The following is an 18,601-nucleotide window of genomic DNA, read 5'->3' on the forward strand; positions in this document are numbered from 1 at the left end:
TCCCCCTGGTGCGTCGTCGGGTCCATGATGACGGACCCCATCCGGGAAAGGTAGGCCCATGCCCGTGCCCTTCGCCGTCCGCAAGCTGGGACACGTCGTCCTGAACGTCGCCGATCTCGAGGCCTCGAAGCGCTTCTACACCGAGCTGCTGGGCTTCAAGGTCTCCGACGTCTATCCCGACGGCATGATGCCGGGCGGCATGGTGTTCCTGCGCTGCAACGGCGACCATCACTGCCTCGCGCTGGTCGGCAAGGCGCCGCCGCCGGGCGAGGCGCGCGGCACGCTGCATCATCTCGCCTTCGAGCTCGCCACGCTCGACGAGGTGTTCCGCGCCCGCGACCACCTGAGGAAGCACGGCGCCCGCATCGTCTACGAGGGCCGCCGCCGCGCCGGCTGCCAGGTCTCGGTCGAGTTCCTGGATCCGGACGGCCACCATCTCGAGCTCTACTGGGGCGTCGACCAGATCGGCACCGACGGCCGCGCCCGGCCGGCCGAGGAATGGCGCCAGACGCTCACGCTGGAGGACGCGGTCCGCATGCCGCCGCCCGGCCAGGACACGACCCTGCACGATCCCGCGCTGATCGAGGCGACGACGCCGGCATGACGACCGAGTACGAGCCCATCCCGCTGCCCGACTACGAGGAGCTGACGCCGGCCGAGATGCAGCGCCGCGCCGACGCCTTCCTCGCCGTCATGCGCCGCCGCCACACGGTGCGCGACTTCGCCGACCGGCCGGTGCCGCTGGCGCTGATCGAGCGCTGCATCGCGGTGGCGGCGACGGCGCCCTCCGGCGCCAACCACCAGCCCTGGCACTTCGTGGTGGTCGGCGACGCCGCGCGCAAGGCGCGCATCCGCAGCGCCGCCGAGGAGGAGGAGCGCGCCTTCTACGCCGGCAAGGCGGGCGCCGAATGGCTGGCGGCGCTCCGGCCCCTCGGCACCGATCCCGACAAGCCGTTCCTCGAGACCGCGCCCTGGCTGATCTGCATCTTCGGCGCCCGCTCGAGCGCCAGCGCCGACGGCGTGATACGCAAGAACTACTTCGTGCCGGAATCGGTCTCGATCGCCACCGGGCTGCTGATCGCGGCCCTGCACCAGGCGGGGCTGGCGACGCTCACCCACACGCCGAGCCCGATGGGCTTCCTGAACGAGATCTGCGGCCGGCCGAAGGAGGAGAAGCCCTACATCCTGCTGGTCACGGGCTACCCGGCGGCCGACGCCACCATCCCGCGCCACGCCACCGAGAAGAAGAGTCTGGCCGAGATCTGCACCGTCTTCTCCTGACGCTTGGACGAGCCTAGGCGTGCGGCTCGGCGGGCGGGGCCTTGCGGCCCCAGCCCTTGACCTTCTCGCGGAAGGTCTGGAAGGCGACGTACAGGCCCGGGATCACGAAGATGCCGAGGAAGGAGGCGGCGATCATGCCGCCGAACACCGCGGTGCCGACGGCGCGCTGGGTGGCGGCACCCGCGCCGGAGGCGATGACCAGCGGCACCAGGCCCAGGATGAAGGCGAAGGAGGTCATCATGACGGCGCGGAAGCGCAGGCTGGCCGCCGTCGTCGCGGCGTCCACGATGCTCTTGCCGTGCTCGCGTTCCTCCATCGCGAACTCGATGATCAGGATGGCGTTCTTGGCGGCCAGCGCGATCAGCACCACGATGCCGATCTGGGCGAAGATGTTGTTGTCGAGACCGGTGAGGAACAGCGCCAGCACGGCGCCGAACAGGCCCACCGCCACCGACAGCAGCGCGGCGATCGGGATCGCCGTGCTCTCGTAGAGGCCGACCAGGAAGAGGTAGGCGAAGACGACGGCGAGGCCCAGGATGAACCCGGTCTGGCCGCTCGCGGCCTTCTCCTGCAGCGCCGTGCCGGTCCATTCGAAGCCGTAGCCGGCCGGCAGGTTCGAGCGGGCGAGGGTCTCCATGGCGGCGATCGCGTCGCCCGACGAGTAGCCGGGCGCCGGCGCGCCGTTCAGCACGACCGAGCGCAGGTTGTTGTAGCGCACGATCGACGAGGGCGCGGTCACCAGCTCGACGCTGGCGACGGCCTGCAGCGGCACCAGCTCGCCGTTGGAGGAGCGCACGCGCACCCGGTAGATGTCGTTGACCGTGCTGCGGTCGGCGGCGTCGGCCTGCACCTTGACCTGCCAGACGCGGCCGAACAGGTTGAAGTCGTTGGTGTAGGTGCCGCCCAGCGTCGTCTGCATGGCCGAGAAGATGTCGGAGATGCCGACGCCCAGCGCCTGGGCGCGCTCGCGGTCGAGCTTGAGGTTGATCTGCGGCGTCGACGCGGCATAGGTCGTGAACACGCCGGCGAGCTGCGGCACCTGCTTCGCCGCGATCATGATGCCGCGGGCGACGGCGGCGAGGTCGGTCGGCGGCGCGCCGGCCAGCGACTGGACCACGAACTCGAAGCCCGACGAATTGCCGAGACCCATGATCGGCGGCAGGTTGAAGGCGAAGACGTTGGCCGAGGCGATCTGCTGGAAGGCCGCGTTCAGCTCGTCGAGCGCGTGGAAGACGCTGAGGCTCGCATCCTTGCGCTCGGCGAAGGGCTTCAGCCCGACCACGACCAGGGCGCGGTTGGGCATGTTCAGCCCGTCGAGCAGGCTGTAGCCCGAGACCGTGAAGATGCTCTGCATCCACGGCTTGCCGATGATCTTCTGCTCGACCTCCTGGATCGAGGCCAGCGTGCGGTTGGTCGAGGCGGCGTCGGGCAGCTGCACCTCGGCCATGAAGGCGCCCTGGTCCTCGTCGGGCAGGAAGCCGGTCGGCACCAGGCTGCCGACGCCGCCGGTCGCCACGACGAAGCCGCCGACCAGGATCAGCGCCAGGAAGGTCCGCCGCGCGATCGGCGTCACCAGCCGGACATAGCCGTCGCGGCTCCTGTCGATGCCGTTCTGCAGCCAGGCCATGACGCCGCGGGGCTTGCCGCGATGGCGCAGGATCAGCGAGCACAGCGCCGGCGACAGCGAGAGCGCGTTGATGGCCGAGATCACCATCGACACCGACACCGCGACGGCGAACTGCTGGTAGAGCTGGCCGGTGATGCCGGGAATGAACGCGGTCGGGATGAAGACCGACAGCAGCACCAGGGTGATGGCGATGATGGGCGCGGTGACCTGGCCCATCGCCTTCTCGGTCGCCTGGGCCGGCGTTAGATCGGGCTCGTGCTCGAGGATGTGCTCGACCGCCTCGACCACGACGATGGCGTCGTCGACGACGATGCCGATCGCCAGCACCAGCGCCAGCAGCGAGATGGTGTTGGCCGAGAAGCCGAGCGCCAGCATGACGGCAAAGGTGCCGATCAGGGCCACCGGCACCGCGACGATGGGGATCAGCGTGGCGCGGAAGTTGCCGAGGAAGATGAAGACGACGATCGCCACCAGGACGAAGGCCTCGATCAGCGTGTGGATCACGCTCTCGATCGTGGCCTCGACGAACACCGTCGTGTCGTACATGACGTCGTAGGCGACGTCGTCGGGGAAGCGCGGCTTGAGGTCGTCGAGCGCCTTGCGCACGCCCTGCGCCGTGGCGAGCGCGTTGGCGCCGGGGAGCTGGTAGATCTGGATGCCGGCGGCCGGCCTGCCGTTGTAGCGGCCGACCGAATCGCTGCTCTTGGCGCCGAGCTCGACGCGGGCGATGTCCTTGATGCGCACCAGCGAGCCGTCGCCCTTGGCGCGCACCACGATGTTCTCGAACTCCTGGACCGTCGTCATGCGGCCCTGGGTCGTGATGTTGAGCTGGAAGCCGACATCGTCGAGCAGCGGGGCGGCGCCGACCAGGCCGACCGCCGCCTGGACGTTCTGCGCCTGGATCGCCTTCACGACCTCCTCGGCCGTGATGTCGAGGCTCGACATGCGGTCGAGGTTCAGCCACACGCGCATCGAGTAGTCGAGCGCGCCGAAAAGGGCGGCATCGCCGACGCCGGGCACGCGGCGCAGCGTGTCGAGCAGCGTGATGGTCGCGAAGTTGCTGAGGAAGAGCCCGTCGCGCGAGCCCTTGGGCGAATAGACCGCCACGACCTGCAGGAGCGCCGAGGACTGTTTCTTGGTGGTGACGCCCAGCCGCTGGACCTCGGGCGGCAGCAGGGCCAGCACGGCGTTGACGCGGTTGGTGACGTTGACCGTGTTGAGGTCGGGATCCGAGCCGACCTCGAAGCTGATCGTCAGCGAATAGCTGCCGTCGCCGCCCGACGTCGACTTCATGTAGAGCATGCGCTCGACGCCGTTGACCTGGCCCTCGATGACCTGGGCCACGCTCTCCTCGACCGCCTGGGCCGAGGCGCCCGGGTAGGTGGCGGTCACCTTGACCTGGGGCGGCACGATGTCGGGGAACTGGGCCACCGGCAGGGCGGTCATCGCCAGCACGCCGGCGATGGCGATGACCGTCGAGACGACGAAGGCCAGCCGCGGCCGGCGGATGAACAGCGACGAGATGGTCATGGCGCTACTGCTGCTTGGGCTTTTCCGGCGGCGCGACCGGACTCGGTGCCACGGTCATGCCATTGCGGATGCGTTGCTGGCCCTGCACCACGACCTTCTCGCCGGCCTTCAGCCCCTCCGTCACGACCTGCAGGCCGTTGCGGACGATGCCGGTCTTGATGCGCTGCAGGTGCGCCACGTTCTTGTCGTCGACGGTGAAGAGGTAGGACCCGGTCTGGTCGAGGGCGATCGCCTGCTGCGGCACGGCGACCACGGTCTGCGGCTTGTCGTCTTCGAGGATGACCCGGATGGTCTGGCCGTCGGTCAGCAGCCCCTGCTTGTTGTCGAAGGTCGCGCGCACGATCTGGCCGTCCGTCTTGGCATCGACCGTGACGTCGATGAAGTCGACCTTGCCCTTTTCCTTGTAGAGGCTGCCATCGGCCAGCTTGAGGCGGGCGATCGGCGGGTCGCCGAGGCTGGTGTCGCGCTTGGCCTCGAGCAGCTCGCGCTGGGTCACCGAGAAGAGCACCCGGATGGGCGTCTCGCTGACCACCGTCGCCAGCACGCCGGAGTCCGGCCCGACCAGGTTGCCGGGCGAGACCGCGGCGCGGCCGATGCGGCCGTCGATCGGCGACACGATCTTGGTGTAGGAGAGCTGGATCTCGGCATCGCGCAGCTGCGCCTTGGCATCCTCGAGCTGGGCCTTGGCCTGGAGCTGCTCGGAGAGGCGCTGGTCGTAGGTCTGCTTGGTGCCGGTGTTCGACTTCAGCAGCTCGGAGGCCCGCGAAAGCTGCAGTTCGGCGTTGGTGAGGGCCGCCGCCGCGGCGTCGCGCTGGGCGGCCTTCTGGTCGACCGCGGCCTGGTAGGTCTCGGGCTCGATGGTGAAGACGACCTGGTCCTTCTTCACCATGTCGCCCTCGTTGAACAGGCGGGGGCCGAGGATGCCCTTGACCCGGGCGCGCAGCTCGACCTTGTCGACGGCGGCGACACGGCCGATGAACTCGGCTTGGTCGGCGATCGGCGTCGCTTCTGCCGGCTGGACGAGGACCGCCGGCGGCGCGGCGCCCTGCTGGGCGCGCGCGTCCGGCCCGGGGACGAGGGGTCCGACCAGACATGCCACTACAAGCGCCGCAATCGATGTGCGCCGTTCACTCATTGTCTTCGTCCCCGCCCGTAGTAACCTGCCGAACACTGCCCCAATTCGAAAGACCGGTCACGGCATTTTGGAACCGTAACAAGGAAGGGACCCGCTCTGCCATGGTGCGTCGGCTGCTGCTCGTCTTGACGTTGATCTTCACCCTGGGCGCCGTCGAGGCATTGGCCCAGGACAGGAGCAGCTTTGCCAATCCCGCCGAGTACGACGCGTACAAGAAGGCGCAGGCCACGACCGATCCGGCCCGGCGGGCGACGGCGATGGAAGTGTTCATCGCCTGGTACCCCGGCAGCGTGCTGCGCAACGAGGCCTATGCGCAGGCGATGGCGGCCTGGGCGGCGGCGCGGCAGCCGGAAAAGGCCGACTTCATCGCGGGCAAGCTGCTGCAGATCGACCCGGAGAACGTCGATGCGCTGGCCTACCGCGTCTATGCCGGCCGGACCCGGGCGGTCCAGGGCGACGGGGCGGCGCTGGGTCCGATGGTCGCCACGGCGCAGGAGGGGCTCGCGGCGCTGGCGAAGTGGCAGAAGCCCGCGTCGCTCGACGATGCCGGCTTCGCCCGGAGCCGGCAGCGCCTGAGCGCAGTCTTCAATGGGGCGCTGGGCTACGCCGCCCTGCAGGCCAAGGACTACGACAAGGCGCGCGGCTACTTCCGCGAGGCGGTGGCCGCCGAGCCGGACAATCTTCAGGACGTCTACCAGCTCGCGGTGTCGCAGCTCGAGGGCAAGCCGCTCGACGCGCTGGGCTTCTGGTTCGCAGCGCGGTCGATCGCCATCGCCCGCGCCGCCGGCAACGAGGCGGCGGCCAAGGAGATCGACCGATACGTGCGCTCGCGCTACCGCCTGTACCGCGGCAGCGAAGAGGGCTGGGACGAGCTGCTGAAACGGGTGGTCGCGGGCGAGAAGTCGCCGCCCGGTGGCTTCGTGAAGTCGATCCCCAAGGCGCTCACGCCCGAGGAGATGGCGCTGCAGCTCCTCGAGGAGAACGAGCCCGGCGCGCTCACCTTTGCCGACTGGGTGCTGATCCTGCGCTATCGCGACGCCGGCCCGGCCAACCGGGCGGCTGCGGACAAGCTGTGGCAGGCGATCGTCGACAAGCAGCAGGGCGGCACCCGCATCAAGATCCCGGTGAAGGTGATCACCGCCACGCCCGAGGTCATCGAGGCGGCCGTGACCGAGGAGGCGCAGGCCGGCAACGTCGCCGACGTGCATGTCGTGATGGCCCATCCGCTGTCGACGCTGCCGGCCGTGGGTTCGCGGATCGCGCTCGTGGGCACGCTGAGCGAGTATCGGCCCAACCCGTTCCTGTTCACGCTGACGCGGGCCGAGCTGGCGCCCGAATCCATGCCCGTCGCCGGCGGCCGCTGCGCCGATCCGCGACCGCAGATGTGCACGCGCGAGCACCGGCCGGCCTGCGGCGAGCGTCGCGACGGCAGCCGCAAGACCTACGGCAATGCCTGCACGGCCTGCAGCGATCCCGACGTGGTGAGCCAGGCCGCCGGCGCCTGCCCTTAGCCCAGGACCCTCGAGAATCGTCGATTTCCCTTGAAAGATCGTCGCCGGCTCATTAGTTAAGTGATCACTTAACTATTGCCGGAAGCCATGACGCTCACGCTGCATTTCCACCCGCTCTCGTCCTACTGCCACAAGGTGCTGATCGCGCTGTACGAGAACGCGACGCCGTTCGAGGGCCGCGTGATCGACTTCGGCAATGCCGAATCGGCGGCTTCCTTCCGGGCGCTCTGGCCGGTGGGCAAGATGCCGGTGCTGCGCGACGCGGCGCGCGACCGCACGATCCCCGAATCCAGCATCATCATCGAGTACCTAGCGCAGCATCATCCGGGACCGGTCGCGCTTCTGCCCGCCGATCCCGACCTCGCGCTGCGCACGCGGCTGGCCGACCGCTTCTACGATCTCCATGTCCACGATCCGATGCAGAAGATCGTCGGCGACCGGCTGCGGCCGGACGGCGTCAAGGATCCGCACGGCGTCGAAGCGGCGAGGGAGCGCCTGCGCCTGGCCTACGACCTGATCGACGCCGACATGGCCGATCGCCTGTGGGCGGTGGGCGAGAGCTTCACGCTGGCCGACTGCGCCGCCGCGCCGCCGCTGTTCTACGCCAACAAGCTGCTGCCGTTCGGCAACGACCATCCCAATCTCGCGGCCTATTTCGCCCGCCTGTCGCGGCGGCCGTCCTATGCGCGCGTGCTCGCGGAGGCGGAACCCTTCATGAAGTACTTCCCGGGCTGAGCATGCTGCAGCCGCTCGACCGCGCCTTCCAGGCGCTGGCCGATCCGACGCGCCGCCGCATGGTCGAGCGGCTGTGCCGCGGCCCGGCCTCGGTCAGCGACCTCGCACGGCCGCTCGACATGTCGCTGTCGGCGGTGGTGCAGCATCTCGCGGTGCTGGAGGAGGGCGGCCTCGTGCGCTCCGAGAAGGTGGGGCGGGTGCGCACCTGCCGCCTCGAGGCCAAGGCGCTCGAGGCCACCGAGCGCTGGATCAGCGAGCGACGGGCGACCTGGGAACGTCGCTTCGACCGGCTGGGCGCCCTGCTCGCCGAGTCCGAGACCCCGCTGTCAAAGCCACGGAGAGGGAAATGAGCAAGAGATCCGCCCGGCACGCGACCTTCACCATCGAGCGCCGGTTCGCGGTACCGCCGGCCCGCGTGTTCGCCGCCTATGCCGACAAGAAGCTGAAGGTCCGCTGGTTCGGCGGTCCCGACGAGTGGGAGAAGTCCAACCTCAAGCTCGACTTCCGCGTCGGCGGCCGCGAATCGATGAGCGGCGGCCCGCAGGGCGGGCCGGTTCATTCCTACAATGCCCTCTACCAGGACATCGTGCCCGACGAGCGCATCGTGATGACCTACGAGATGCATCTCGACGACACGCGCATCTCGGTGTCGCTCGGTACCACGGAATTCAGGCCGCAGGGCAAGGGGACCCGGCTGGTCTATACCGAGCAGGCGGTGTTCCTCGACGACTTCGAGGATGGCGGCGGCCGCGAGGAGGGCACGCGCGCCCTGTTCGACAATCTCGCGGCGTTCCTGAAGGCGGCGTGAGGGCCCGGCGGAGCGTCAGTGCGCCATCAGGAGAGGCACGCGGCAGGACGAGATCACCTTGCCGGTGGCGCCGCCCATGCCGAGGAAGCTCAGCACCTGGCCGCGGCCGTAGGCGCCCATCACCAGCAGGTCGGCGCCCTTGCCGTGGGTGTAGTCGAGCAGCGCTCGACCGCGGGCGCGGCCCGACACCGCGCCGGGATCGATGGCGTCGATGGCGACCTTGATGCCGTGCCGGCCGAGATTGCGGGCCAGGTAACCCGCGCCGACATCGTCGGGCGTGCTGCCGACCACCAGCATGGTGACCTCGGCGGCCTTCACCAGGACGGGCAGCGCGTACTCGATCGCGCGCGCCGCCTGGAAGCTGCCGTTCCACGCCACGATCACGTTGGCGAAGGCGCCGGCGCCGGGATTGGGCGGCGCTATCATCACGGCCCGGGCGCATTCGTGGATGGCGGCCTCGACGGTGGCCGGCGCCACGTTCTCGGGATCGGCGCCCGGCCGGCCGAGCACCAGGAGATCCGAGCAGCGGCCCATGGCGACCATCGTGTCGAGGGTCGCCGTCTGGGCCGCGGTGTAGGTCGCATCCTTGATCGGCTGGACGATCTCGCCGTAGACGCGCGCGCTCTCCTGCTGGCGAGCCTCCAGGCGCTCGTCGTCGAGGTTCATGATCAGCGGCATGGCCTCGCCGCTCATCGCGAGACCACCCACCATGCCGCCGGCCGGGCCGACCGGCAGGTGCAGCGCATCGACCGTGGCGTCGAACAGGCCGGCCACCCTTGCGGCCAGCGTGAAGGACATGGTGGCGTCGGGACCGCCCTCCGAAACGGCCAGGATCGATTTGAACATGATTATTTCCCCCAAGGCGGCGACGGACGCCGATTAATACGGTGGGCCCGCCGTCATGCAAGCCGGGACTTTCGCGTATCGCGTCAAGCCGAGGCCCGTGCGATCTCGCGGCGGCGGATCCAGTGGATGAAGGGCAGGGCGAGCAGCACCATCCACAACTTGCCGACGATCTGGCCCGCCAGATAGTCGAGGCTGCCGAAGGCGAGCCACAGGAAGAGCACGCTGTCGGCGACCAGGCCGACCACGCTGCTGGCGAACACGGCCAGCACCAGGCCGCGCGATTCGAGCGGCGTGTAGACGGCGAAGTCGGCGAGCTCCGACAGCAGGAAGGCGGCGGCCGAGGCGTAGACCAGCGACGGCGGCGCCACGGCGCCCGACAGCAGGGCGCCCGCGACGATCGCCACCAGCGCCACCGTGCGCCCGAGCCGCCGCTGGACCATGTCGCGCAGCACCAGGGCGAGGCCGATCATCGCCACGCCGGACGGCGCCATCAGCGGCATGTCCTTGGGGCCCCAGGGCCAGACGGGAACGAGGCAGGGACCGTGCGGCGGGACGCAGACCGTGCCGACCTGGCCGATCATCCAGTTCGCAACGGGAATGCAGGCGATGAAGCCGAGGAAATAGAGAAGCGCCGCGGCTTTCTGCCGGGGCGTCGACACGGAGGCGGGGGTCATGGCGCGGCGTCGTAGCAGGTCTGCCCGCAGGGGGGAACCCGGTGCAGAAAAGCTCACCTGGACGGTGAAAATCGGCTCTGGCGCGATCCCCCGACAAGTGCTGGACTGATGTCCGGAGAGTGGCCCGTCCGAGCGGGCAGCGTGCGTGAGGCCAGTTCGGCCGGCAGCCTCCTCTCCGTGAAGCCTGCTTTGGCTTGCGTCCGCTTATGGCTCAATCGATCGCGGAGGAGGAACCATGTTCGTCTCCGACATTCTTACGCAGAAGGGTGGTCTCGTTCACTCGGTCACGCCGGAAACCTCGGTCGCCGAGGTCGCCCAGCAGCTCAGCACGCGTCGCATCGGATCGGTCCTGGTCCTGGACGACGAGAGTTCGGTCGTCGGCATCGTCTCCGAACGCGACCTGGTGCGGGCCCTCGCCAGCCACGGGGCGCAGGCCCTGACCCTCCAGGCGCGCCAGGTCATGACGCGCGAGGTGGTGACCTGCGATAGCGACGATTCGATCGACACGATCATGGAAACCATGACGCGCGGTCGTTTCCGGCATCTGCCGGTGGTCCGTCACGGCGAGCTGCTCGGCCTGGTCTCCATCGGCGACGTCGTCAAGGCGCGCCTGGAAGAGGCCCGGCACGAGACCGAGGCGCTCAAGGCCTATATCGTCGCCGGCTGAGCGTCCGGTCCTCGCGTCTCCGTCGCCATGGCCGGCGCGCCGCCGGTCGCGCATAGTGGTGCGCACTGGCAAGGACGGGGGAGATCGATGGCTGGGAAGAGGCGCGGCTTCGCGCGGGGAACGATGTGGCTCGCGCTGGTCCTGCCAGCCGCCGCCGCGGCGCAGGACGGCGGAACGGTCAGGATCGGCCAGGAGACCAAGCGCACGGTCGGCACGATCACGGCCATGACGGCGGGCGACGTCGCCTGCCATCTCACTCTCAAGGACGATCGCGGCGCACGTTTCGAGGAGCTGGCCGACTTCGACATCTGCGAGCAGCGCGGCCTGGTCGGCAAGCGCGTGGCACTCACCTACGTGCAGCAGAAGGTGCTGGCGCCGGAGTGCCAGGGCGATCCATCCTGCAAGAAGAGCCGGACGGTCGCCCTGGTTGCGACCGCCAGGCCCGTTGCGGCGGCGAAGCCGGCACCGGTGCCTGCCCCGGCGCAGGCAGCGTCGTTCTGCACGGCCACGGAGGTCGTCGCATTCACCTGCCGGGTCGGCGCCAGGCAGGTGTCCGTCTGCGCCTCGCGTGACGCCGGTCCCGGGCGCGGCTATCTCCAGTACCGCTTCGGCAAGCCGGGCGAGCCGCTCGAGCTGGTGCTCCCCGAGAGCCGGGTGGCGCCGGCGAAGGCGGCGAACGGCGGCAGCGAGGCCTATTCCGGCGGCGGCGGCGCCTGGCTGCGGTTCTTCAATCGCCCGACCACCTACACGGTCTACACCGGAATCGGGAACTGGGGACCCAAGGGCGAGAAGCGGGTCAAGGAGGGCCTGCTGGTCGAGCGCGCCGGCAAGCCCGTCGCGACGTTGCCCTGCACGAGCAAGCCGGAGAGCGAGCTCGGCCCCGACTGGTTCGACAAGATGGCGATCGTGCGCGGGCAGCAGGCGTTCGACTTTCCGGAGTGAGTCGACACGCGGCGCCCGGGCTGGCAGGTTCCGCGGCCGGCCCGCGCCGCGCGCGGCCGCGCCCTTCCTCCATCTCTCCAACACCGTCGGGTCATCCATGGCGTCTTCGTCTCTTCCCCTGCAAAACCGGGTCGCCCTGGTCACCGGCGCGGGCCGCAACATCGGCCGCGCCATCGCCCTGACCCTGGCCCGCGACGGCGCGTCCGTCCTGGTCAACGGTCGCAGCGACAAGGAAGCGGTCGACGCGGTCGTGGCCGAGATCAAGGCGGCCGGCGGCAAGGCGGCCGCCGCGATGGGCGACGTCGCCGATCCCGCCGTGCCGGCGCGGCTGGCGCAGCAGGCCCAGGAAACGTTCGGCGGCGTCGACATCCTGGTCAGCAACGCCGGGCTGCGCCGCCAGACGTCCTTCCTCGACATGTCGTTCGACGAGTGGCGGGAGATCCTGTCGGTGGCGCTCGACGGCGCCTTCCTGCTGGGCAAGGCGTTCGTTCCGCAGATGGTGGCCAAGGGCAACGGCGGCGCCTTCGTCGCCATGTCCGGCATCTCCACCCATGTCGGCACGCCGAACCGCTGCCACGTCTCGGCCTCCAAGTCGGGCCTCGAAGGGCTGATGCGGGCGCTCGCCGTCGAGCTGGCGCCGCACCGCATCACCTGCAACGCCGTCTCGCCGGGCGCCATCGACACGGCCCGGGCCGCGTCTGCCGGACCGGCGCCGGTCAATCGCGTGAATCGCCCGATTCCGCTCAAGCGCTTCGGCACGGTCGACGAGATCGCCGCCATGGTCCGCCTGCTGGTCGGGCCGGAGGGCACGTTCATCACCGGTCAGACCATCCATGTGAACGGTGGCGAGTTCCTGACTTGAGGAACCTGCTCACCGACGTGCCGGGCGTCCTGGTCGGCAACGCCCAGGATGCGCGGGCGGCGACCGGTGTCACCGTCGCGATCTTCGAGCAGAGCGTCAGCGCCAGCGTGGCGACGCTGGGCGGCGCCCCCGGCTCGCGGGCCGTCAGCCTGCTCGAGCCCGACATGACGCGGGCGGTGATCGACGCGGTCGTCCTGTCAGGCGGCTCGCTCTACGGGCTCGACGCGGCCGGCGGCGTGTCGGCGGTCCTGTGCGCCCAGAAGAAGGGCGCGACCTTCGGCGGCATCACCCTGCCCGTGGCCGTGCAGGCGATCCTGTTCGACCTCATGAACGGCGGCGAGAAGGACTGGCTCGTCCACCCGGTCGAGAAGAGGCCGCCCTACTGGGACCTTGGCCGCGACGCGGCCCTCGCCGCCGCCGCCGACTTCGCGCTGGGCACGGCCGGTGCCGGCTACGGCGCGACCACGGTCAGCGCCAAGGGCGGGCTGGGCTCGACCAGTGCCCGTACCTCGCAGGGGTTCACCGTCGGCGCGCTGGTGGCCGTGAACGCCGTCGGTTCGGCGCTGATCGGCGACGGGCCGCATTTCTGGGCGGCGCCCTACGAGCAGGGAGGCGAGTTCGGCGGCCTCGGATGGCCCGCCCGCCTCCCGGCCGACGCGCTGTCGATCCGCTTCAAGGGCCAGCCGGCGCCGGCCACCGCGACGACCATCGGGCTCGTCGTGACCGATGCCACGCTGACCAAGGCCGAGTGCAAGCGGCTGGCGATCATGGCCAATGACGGTCTCGGCAAGGCGTTGCGGCCGGTCCACGCGCCCAACGACGGCGACACGATCTTCGCCGCCTCGACCGGCGGCGCCGGCCCGGGCGGCGAGCCGCCGGTGCTGACGGAGCTCGGCACCGTGGCGGCCGATTGCGTGGCGCGGGCGGTGGCGCGCGGCGTGTACGAGGCCACGTCCTTGCCCTACAAGACCGCCGTGCCCGACTGGAAGACGCGATTCGGAGGCGCCGGCGCATGATGGGATTTCTGGCGGTGTTCGTCGGCGCAGGCATCGGCGGGGCGATGCGCCACGGCATGAACGTGTCGGTGGCGCGCCTGATCGGCACGCATTTCCCCTGGCACACGCTCATCATCAACATCGTGGGCTCGATGGCGATGGGGCTCGTCGTGGGCTGGTTCGCTGAGCGCGGCGCCGACGCCTCGGGCCAGCTTCGCCTGTTCCTGACCACAGGCGTGCTGGGCGGGTTCACGACCTTCTCGGCCTTCTCGCTGGAGGCCGTGCTCCTGTGGGAGCGGCACGAGCACCTGATGGCGGCAATCTATGTCGGCGGCTCGGTCGCGGGCGCTATCGCCGGCCTCGCGCTCGGCCTCTGGATCATGAGGACGGCGCTGGCGTGAGCCGGCGCTTCGACGTCGTCGTCGTCGGGGCCGGCGCCGCCGGCCTGATGTGCGCGCTGCGCGCCGGCCAGCGCGGCCGCCGCGTGCTGGTGCTGGAGCATGCCGACAAGGCCGGCAAGAAGATCCTGATCTCGGGCGGCGGGCGCTGCAACTTCACCAACCGCGACGTGCGGCCGGAGTCCTTCCTCTCGGACAATCCGCACTTCTGCCGGTCGGCGCTGGCGCGCTACACGCCGCAGGACTTCATCGCCCTGGTCGAGCGGCATCGCATCGCGTGGCACGAGAAGACGCTGGGTCAGCTCTTCTGCGACGGCTCGGCGCGGCAGATCGTGGCCATGCTGCTGGACGAGGCGGCGGCGGCCGGCGTCGACGTCCGCGTCGGCCACCGCATCACGGCGGTCGACCGGTCCGACCGGTTCGCGGTGACGACCGATCATGGGTCCTTCGAGGCCGGGACGCTCGTGCTCGCGACCGGCGGTCTCTCGATCCCCAAGATGGGCGCGACGGGCTTCTCGCACGACGTCGCCCGCCGCTTCGGCCTCGCCATCGTCGCGCCACGGCCCGGCCTGGTGCCGCTGACGCTGGGCGTGCCCGAGCTGGCCGGCGTGTCGCTCGAGGTGGTGGCCGGCCTCGGCCGCACGCGCTTCCGCGAGGCCATGCTGTTCACCCATCGCGGCCTGTCGGGCCCGGCCATGCTGCAGATCTCGTCCTACTGGCGCGCGGGCGAGGGGATCGCCCTCGACCTGCTGCCCGACCTCGATGCGGTCGCCTTCCTGAAGGACCGCAAGCGCTCGCGGCCGAAGGCCGAGCTGCGCACGGTGCTCGGCGAGGTGCTGCCCCAGCGGCTGGCCCAGCATCTCGCGACCGAGGGCACGATGGCGACCTTGCGCGACCGCGATCTCGAAGCCCTCGGCGAGCGCCTGAAGCGCTGGACGATCGTCCCGACCGGCACCGAAGGCTATGCCAAGGCCGAGGTGACGGTGGGCGGCGTCGACACCGACGAGCTGTCGTCACGGACGATGGAAGCGAAGAAGGTGCCCGGCCTGTTCGTGATCGGCGAGGCGGTCGACGTCACCGGCTGGCTGGGCGGCTACAATTTCCAGTGGGCCTGGTCGAGCGGCTGGGCGGCCGGCGAAGCGGTCTAGCACGGCCTTCCCGGCTAGTGTCCCAGGTAGCTCTTTCGCAGCTCCGGATGCTCGGCGAGCTCGGCGGCGGCGCCGCTCAGCGAGATGCGGCCGTTCTCCAGCACGTAGGCGCGATGGGCGATGGCCAGCGACTGCACGACGTTCTGCTCGACCAGCAGGATCGACAGCCCGTCGCGATTCAGCCGGCCGATGAGGGCGAACATCTCCTCGACCAGCAGCGGCGACAGGCCGAGCGAGGGTTCGTCGAGGATCAGGAGCTTGGGCTCGCCCATCATGCCGCGGCCGATCGCGAGCATCTGCTGCTCGCCGCCCGACAGGGTGCCTGCCGACTGCGTCAGCCTTTCCCGGAGCCGCGGGAAGACGTCGAGCACATGCTCGAGGTTCTTCGCGCGGCCGGCGCGGCCGCGCCTGTAGCTGCCGAGCTCGAGGTTCTCGCGCACCGACAGGTTGGGAAAGACGCGGCGGCCCTCGGGCACCTGCACCAGCCCGGCCTCGACGATGCGCCTCGACGGCGTGCCGCCGATCGACCGGCCGTCGAACGTGATGGTGCCGCCGAACGGACGGTATAGGCCCGAGACGTTGTTGTTCAGGGTCGACTTGCCGGCGCCGTTGCTGCCCAGCAGGGCCACGATCTCGCCGGGGCCGACCGCGAGGTCGACGCCGCGCAGCACCTCGATGGCGCCATAGCCGGCGCGCAGGGCCGCGACCGAGAGGAGCGCCTCAGGCACGCAGCACCTTGGCGGCGCCGTGGCCGAGATAGGCTTCGATCACCTGCGGGTTCTCGGCGATCGCCGCCGGCGTGCCGTCGGCGATCATGCGGCCCTGGTTCAGCACGTAGACGCGCTCGGCGAGCGAGGTCACGGCCTGCATCACATGCTCGATCAGCAGGATGGTGACGCCCGAATCGCGGATGTCGCGGATGACCTGCACGATCTCGACGATCTCGGTCGGGTTGAGTCCGGCCATGACCTCGTCGAGCAGCAGCAGGCGGGGGCCGGTGGCGAGGGCACGGGCGAGCTCGAGGCGCTTGCGCCCTGCGACGGTGAGGTCGGCGCCGATCCGGTCGAGCTGGCCGGTCATGCCGACGATGCCGGCCACCGTCTCGGCCTCGCGTCGCGCCAGCGCGCGGTCGGCGGTGCGGAAATAGGCGCCGACCATGATGTTCTCGCGCACGCTGATCTTGGCGAAGGGTTGGGTGATCTGGAAGGTCCGCACCATGCCGGCGGCGCAGATCCGGTGCGGGGCGAGGCCCGTGATGTCCTGTCCGTCGAAGGCGACGCGGCCGGAGTCGGGCTTGTGGAAGCCCGCGATGGCGGCGAACAGCGTCGTCTTGCCGGCGCCGTTGGGACCGATCAGGCCGACGATCTCGCCCTGCCGCACGTCGAGCGAGGCGGCATCGACCGCCTTCAGGCCGCCGAACGACTTGGAGAGATCACGGACCTCAAGCATGGGGGATCGCTTGGCTCACCGCCTCATGTTCCTCTCCCCCGCCAGGGGGAGAGGCCAGGTGAGGGGGAAGCGACGGGTGAAACCCCCTCACCCGACCTCTCCCCCTGGCGGGGGAGAGGAGGAAGAAAGGGAGGGCGAAGAAAGGCTGCCTACGCATGCCGCGGCTTCCGTCGGAACAGGCCCATCAGCCCGTCGGGCAGGCGCGCCACGATCAGGATCAGCATGATGCCGTAGACGACCAGGCTGAGCGGCTGGACGTTCTTCAGCGCCGGCACGACGCTGGCCAGCGCGCGCGTCACCTCGTTGATCACGGTGAGGGTGATCGAGCCGATCAGCGGGCCGAAGATGGTGCCCGCGCCGCCCACCATGCTGACCAGCAGCATCTCGACCGACTTGTCGACGCCGAAGGCGATCGAGGGGTCGATGTAGAGGTACTTCTGGGCGTAGAGCGTGCCGCCCGCCGCGCACATCGCGCCGGAAAGGGTGAGCACCTTCACCTTCTCGGCGAAGACGTCGATGCCGAGCGCGCGGGCGGCGTCCTCGTTCTCGCGGATCGCGACCAGGCGGGCGCCGAACCGATTGCGCGTGAGCTGCCACGCGATCACGAGCGAGATCACGCAGAGCGCCAGCGCGATGTAGTAGAACCAGACCGGGTCCTTGAACTGGAAGTTCAGCGGCCGCTGGTCGGCCTTGATCAGCATGCCGAGGCCGCCGCGCGTGAAGGGCACGGAGTTGGCGAGGATGCGGAACACCTCGGCGAAGGCCAGCGTGATCAGCGCGAAATAGGAGCCGCGCAGGCCGGCGCGGAACGACAGGAAGGCGATCATCCAGCCCACGATGCCGCCGGCAAGCATCGCCGCCGGCCAGGCGATCCACGGATTCCAGCCGTATGTCACCTGGAGGATGGTCGAGGTGTAGGCACCGGTGCCGAAGAACACGACATGGCCGAACGAGGTCTGGCCCGCGAAGCCGCCGGAGATGTTCCACGACTGGCCGATGAAGGCCACGAAGAACACCAGCATGCCGATGTTCACCAGATAGTTCGGGGCGACCAGCGGGAAGACCACGGCCGCCGCGAGCCCGATCAGGCAGAGCAGGACCTGCCGGTTCACGCCTTGCTCCCGAAGAGGCCGGTCGGCTTCAGCAGCAGGATCAGGATGAAGATCAGCGAGATGCCGATCTGGCCGAGCTGCTCGCCGAGGAAGAGCCCGCCCAGGGCCTCCGTCACGCCGATGATCAGGCCGCCCACCGCCGCGCCGATGAAGCTCCCCATGCCGCCCAGCACGACGATGGTGAAGGCGACCAGCACGAAGGCGTGCCCCGAGGTCGGGGTCACGTAGAAGGTCGGCATGAGCAGGCAGGCCGCCGCGCCGAGGCAGGCGATGCCGATGCCGTAGGAGACCGCGAAGATCGTCTCGACGTCGATGCCGACCAGGCGGGCGCCCTGCCGTTCCTTGGCGACGGCCCGGATCGCCTTGCCCGTGTCGGTCTTCGCCATGTAGAGGCCGAGGATGGCGCAGAGCACCATCGAGGCCACGAAGGAGATGATCTTGGGCAACGGCAGGAAGGCCGCGCCCAGCTCGACGAAGGTGCCGGCATAGGGCACGTCGATCGTCTGCGTGTCGCCGCCGAAGAACAGCAGCGCGACGTTGTCGATCACGATCGAGAGGCCGAGCGTGATCAGCAGGATGTTCTCGTCGCGTCCGTGGCTGAAGCGGCCGATGACCAGCCGGTAGATCACGAAGCCGAAGACGAAGGCGCCGGCGATGACGAACGGCAGGGCGACATAGGGATCGATGCCGATCAGGCGCCACAGCCAGAACACGGAATACATGGCGAGCATCAGCATGCTGCCATGGGCGAAGTTGATGATGTGCAGGACGCCGTAGATCAGGGTGAGACCCACGGCGACCAGCACGTAGATGCCGCCGGCGAGCAGCCCGTTCAGGACGCCGGCGAGGAGGATCTGCGGATCGAGCACGCCTGCTGTTGC

20 protein-coding genes are annotated in these 18,601 nt (G+C 69.8%); 12 read left to right on the forward strand and 8 right to left on the reverse strand.

From position 1 onward, the window contains the following. Positions 1 to 58: 58 nt before the first annotated feature. Entirely contained in the window at positions 59 to 604 is a 546-nt protein-coding gene (locus tag ACO073_RS08295) for a VOC family protein (RefSeq protein ID WP_421996702.1), read from the forward strand. Beyond that, entirely contained in the window at positions 601 to 1,281 is a 681-nt protein-coding gene (locus ACO073_RS08300) for a nitroreductase family protein (protein ID WP_421996703.1), read from the forward strand. Before ACO073_RS08295 ends, ACO073_RS08300 begins: the two co-directional genes overlap by 4 nt. Before the next feature lie 13 nt (positions 1,282 to 1,294). Here ACO073_RS08300 and ACO073_RS08305 read toward each other — a convergent pair whose 3' ends face one another. Next, a complete protein-coding gene (locus tag ACO073_RS08305) occupies positions 1,295 to 4,438 on the reverse strand; it encodes an efflux RND transporter permease subunit (protein ID WP_421996704.1) in 3,144 nt (1,047 codons plus the stop codon). A gap of 4 nt (positions 4,439 to 4,442) precedes the next feature. Continuing rightward, the gene (locus ACO073_RS08310; protein ID WP_421996705.1) at positions 4,443 to 5,537 is read right to left on the reverse strand and encodes an efflux RND transporter periplasmic adaptor subunit; all 1,095 of its coding nucleotides are present in this window, start codon (positions 5,535 to 5,537) and stop codon (positions 4,443 to 4,445) included. A 137-nt stretch (positions 5,538 to 5,674) separates the two neighbouring features. On the opposite strand from ACO073_RS08310, the gene ACO073_RS08315 reads away from it, so the two are divergent. The 4 genes from ACO073_RS08315 to ACO073_RS08330 all read left to right on the forward strand — a co-directional run bounded on the left by ACO073_RS08315 (position 5,675) and on the right by ACO073_RS08330 (position 8,627). Beyond that, the gene (locus tag ACO073_RS08315) at positions 5,675 to 7,084 is read left to right on the forward strand and encodes a hypothetical protein (RefSeq protein WP_421996706.1); all 1,410 of its coding nucleotides are present in this window, start codon (positions 5,675 to 5,677) and stop codon (positions 7,082 to 7,084) included. Between the two features lie 87 nt (positions 7,085 to 7,171). Next, positions 7,172 to 7,819 (forward strand): glutathione S-transferase family protein, encoded by a 648-nt coding sequence (locus ACO073_RS08320; RefSeq protein WP_421996707.1) that lies wholly within the window; start codon positions 7,172 to 7,174, stop codon positions 7,817 to 7,819. 2 nt (positions 7,820 to 7,821) lie between these two features. Then, positions 7,822 to 8,169 carry an ArsR/SmtB family transcription factor gene (locus ACO073_RS08325; RefSeq protein WP_421996708.1) on the forward strand — a complete coding sequence of 116 codons (348 nt, stop codon included), beginning with the start codon at positions 7,822 to 7,824 and terminating at the stop codon, positions 8,167 to 8,169. Beyond that, positions 8,166 to 8,627, forward strand: a complete 462-nt coding sequence (locus ACO073_RS08330; RefSeq protein WP_421996709.1) for an SRPBCC family protein — start codon at positions 8,166 to 8,168, stop codon at positions 8,625 to 8,627. The genes ACO073_RS08325 and ACO073_RS08330 overlap by 4 nt, the downstream gene beginning before the upstream one ends. Before the next feature lie 15 nt (positions 8,628 to 8,642). On the opposite strand, the gene ACO073_RS08335 is transcribed toward ACO073_RS08330, so the two are convergent. Both ACO073_RS08335 and ACO073_RS08340 read right to left on the reverse strand, forming a co-directional pair. Then, on the reverse strand, positions 8,643 to 9,473 hold the full coding sequence (locus tag ACO073_RS08335; protein WP_421996710.1) for a universal stress protein: 831 nt from the start codon (positions 9,471 to 9,473) through the stop codon (positions 8,643 to 8,645). Positions 9,474 to 9,556: 83 nt separating this feature from the next. Then, complete coding sequence (locus ACO073_RS08340) at positions 9,557 to 10,147, reverse strand: VUT family protein (protein ID WP_421996711.1); 591 nt, start codon at positions 10,145 to 10,147, stop codon at positions 9,557 to 9,559. A gap of 235 nt (positions 10,148 to 10,382) precedes the next feature. Here ACO073_RS08340 and ACO073_RS08345 point away from each other — a divergent pair, with 235 nt between their 5' ends. From ACO073_RS08345 to ACO073_RS08370, 6 genes are all read left to right on the forward strand, one after another. Beyond that, positions 10,383 to 10,814 carry a CBS domain-containing protein gene (locus ACO073_RS08345; protein WP_421996712.1) on the forward strand — a complete coding sequence of 144 codons (432 nt, stop codon included), beginning with the start codon at positions 10,383 to 10,385 and terminating at the stop codon, positions 10,812 to 10,814. Between the two features lie 87 nt (positions 10,815 to 10,901). Continuing rightward, positions 10,902 to 11,756, forward strand: a complete 855-nt coding sequence (locus ACO073_RS08350; RefSeq protein ID WP_421996713.1) for a hypothetical protein — start codon at positions 10,902 to 10,904, stop codon at positions 11,754 to 11,756. Between the two features lie 97 nt (positions 11,757 to 11,853). Next, complete coding sequence (locus ACO073_RS08355) at positions 11,854 to 12,618, forward strand: SDR family NAD(P)-dependent oxidoreductase (protein WP_421996714.1); 765 nt, start codon at positions 11,854 to 11,856, stop codon at positions 12,616 to 12,618. Then, entirely contained in the window at positions 12,615 to 13,634 is a 1,020-nt protein-coding gene (locus ACO073_RS08360; RefSeq protein ID WP_421996715.1) for a P1 family peptidase, read from the forward strand. Before ACO073_RS08355 ends, ACO073_RS08360 begins: the two co-directional genes overlap by 4 nt. Beyond that, positions 13,631 to 14,014 (forward strand): fluoride efflux transporter CrcB, encoded by a 384-nt coding sequence (gene crcB, locus ACO073_RS08365; protein ID WP_421996717.1) that lies wholly within the window; start codon positions 13,631 to 13,633, stop codon positions 14,012 to 14,014. The genes ACO073_RS08360 and crcB overlap by 4 nt, the downstream gene beginning before the upstream one ends. Further along, positions 14,011 to 15,159, forward strand: a complete 1,149-nt coding sequence (locus tag ACO073_RS08370; RefSeq protein WP_421996718.1) for an NAD(P)/FAD-dependent oxidoreductase — start codon at positions 14,011 to 14,013, stop codon at positions 15,157 to 15,159. Before crcB ends, ACO073_RS08370 begins: the two co-directional genes overlap by 4 nt. 14 nt (positions 15,160 to 15,173) lie before the next feature. Here the strand turns inward: ACO073_RS08370 and ACO073_RS08375 are convergent, their stop codons facing one another. From ACO073_RS08375 to ACO073_RS08390, 4 genes are all read right to left on the reverse strand, one after another. Next, complete coding sequence (locus ACO073_RS08375) at positions 15,174 to 15,887, reverse strand: ABC transporter ATP-binding protein (protein ID WP_421996720.1); 714 nt, start codon at positions 15,885 to 15,887, stop codon at positions 15,174 to 15,176. Continuing rightward, positions 15,880 to 16,608 carry an ABC transporter ATP-binding protein gene (locus ACO073_RS08380; protein WP_421996721.1) on the reverse strand — a complete coding sequence of 243 codons (729 nt, stop codon included), beginning with the start codon at positions 16,606 to 16,608 and terminating at the stop codon, positions 15,880 to 15,882. Before ACO073_RS08380 ends, ACO073_RS08375 begins: the two co-directional genes overlap by 8 nt. A 149-nt stretch (positions 16,609 to 16,757) precedes the next feature. Beyond that, a complete protein-coding gene (locus ACO073_RS08385) occupies positions 16,758 to 17,720 on the reverse strand; it encodes a branched-chain amino acid ABC transporter permease (protein ID WP_421996723.1) in 963 nt (320 codons plus the stop codon). Further along, the gene (locus ACO073_RS08390; RefSeq protein ID WP_421996724.1) at positions 17,717 to 18,589 is read right to left on the reverse strand and encodes a branched-chain amino acid ABC transporter permease; all 873 of its coding nucleotides are present in this window, start codon (positions 18,587 to 18,589) and stop codon (positions 17,717 to 17,719) included. The genes ACO073_RS08385 and ACO073_RS08390 overlap by 4 nt, the downstream gene beginning before the upstream one ends. Positions 18,590 to 18,601: the final 12 nt, after the last annotated feature.

This window comes from Reyranella sp., assembly GCF_965229815.1.
In the GTDB taxonomy this organism is placed as follows: Bacteria; Pseudomonadota; Alphaproteobacteria; order Reyranellales; family Reyranellaceae; genus Reyranella.

What these genes read in the sequence shown, in the direction of transcription:
- ACO073_RS08305 (WP_421996704.1), bottom strand. Translation starts at nt 4,438, where the DNA reads ATGACCATCTCGTCGCTGTTCATCCGCCGGCCGCGGCTGGCCTTCGTC.
- ACO073_RS08300 (WP_421996703.1), top strand. Translation starts at nt 601, where the DNA reads ATGACGACCGAGTACGAGCCCATCCCGCTGCCCGACTACGAGGAGCTG.
- ACO073_RS08315 (WP_421996706.1), top strand. Translation starts at nt 5,675, where the DNA reads ATGGTGCGTCGGCTGCTGCTCGTCTTGACGTTGATCTTCACCCTGGGC.
- ACO073_RS08330 (WP_421996709.1), top strand. Translation starts at nt 8,166, where the DNA reads ATGAGCAAGAGATCCGCCCGGCACGCGACCTTCACCATCGAGCGCCGG.
- ACO073_RS08325 (WP_421996708.1), top strand. Translation starts at nt 7,822, where the DNA reads ATGCTGCAGCCGCTCGACCGCGCCTTCCAGGCGCTGGCCGATCCGACG.
- ACO073_RS08320 (WP_421996707.1), top strand. Translation starts at nt 7,172, where the DNA reads ATGACGCTCACGCTGCATTTCCACCCGCTCTCGTCCTACTGCCACAAG.
- ACO073_RS08345 (WP_421996712.1), top strand. Translation starts at nt 10,383, where the DNA reads ATGTTCGTCTCCGACATTCTTACGCAGAAGGGTGGTCTCGTTCACTCG.
- ACO073_RS08350 (WP_421996713.1), top strand. Translation starts at nt 10,902, where the DNA reads ATGGCTGGGAAGAGGCGCGGCTTCGCGCGGGGAACGATGTGGCTCGCG.
- ACO073_RS08295 (WP_421996702.1), top strand. Translation starts at nt 59, where the DNA reads ATGCCCGTGCCCTTCGCCGTCCGCAAGCTGGGACACGTCGTCCTGAAC.
- ACO073_RS08355 (WP_421996714.1), top strand. Translation starts at nt 11,854, where the DNA reads ATGGCGTCTTCGTCTCTTCCCCTGCAAAACCGGGTCGCCCTGGTCACC.
- ACO073_RS08380 (WP_421996721.1), bottom strand. Translation starts at nt 16,608, where the DNA reads ATGCTTGAGGTCCGTGATCTCTCCAAGTCGTTCGGCGGCCTGAAGGCG.
- crcB (WP_421996717.1), top strand. Translation starts at nt 13,631, where the DNA reads ATGATGGGATTTCTGGCGGTGTTCGTCGGCGCAGGCATCGGCGGGGCG.
- ACO073_RS08335 (WP_421996710.1), bottom strand. Translation starts at nt 9,473, where the DNA reads ATGTTCAAATCGATCCTGGCCGTTTCGGAGGGCGGTCCCGACGCCACC.
- ACO073_RS08340 (WP_421996711.1), bottom strand. Translation starts at nt 10,147, where the DNA reads ATGACCCCCGCCTCCGTGTCGACGCCCCGGCAGAAAGCCGCGGCGCTT.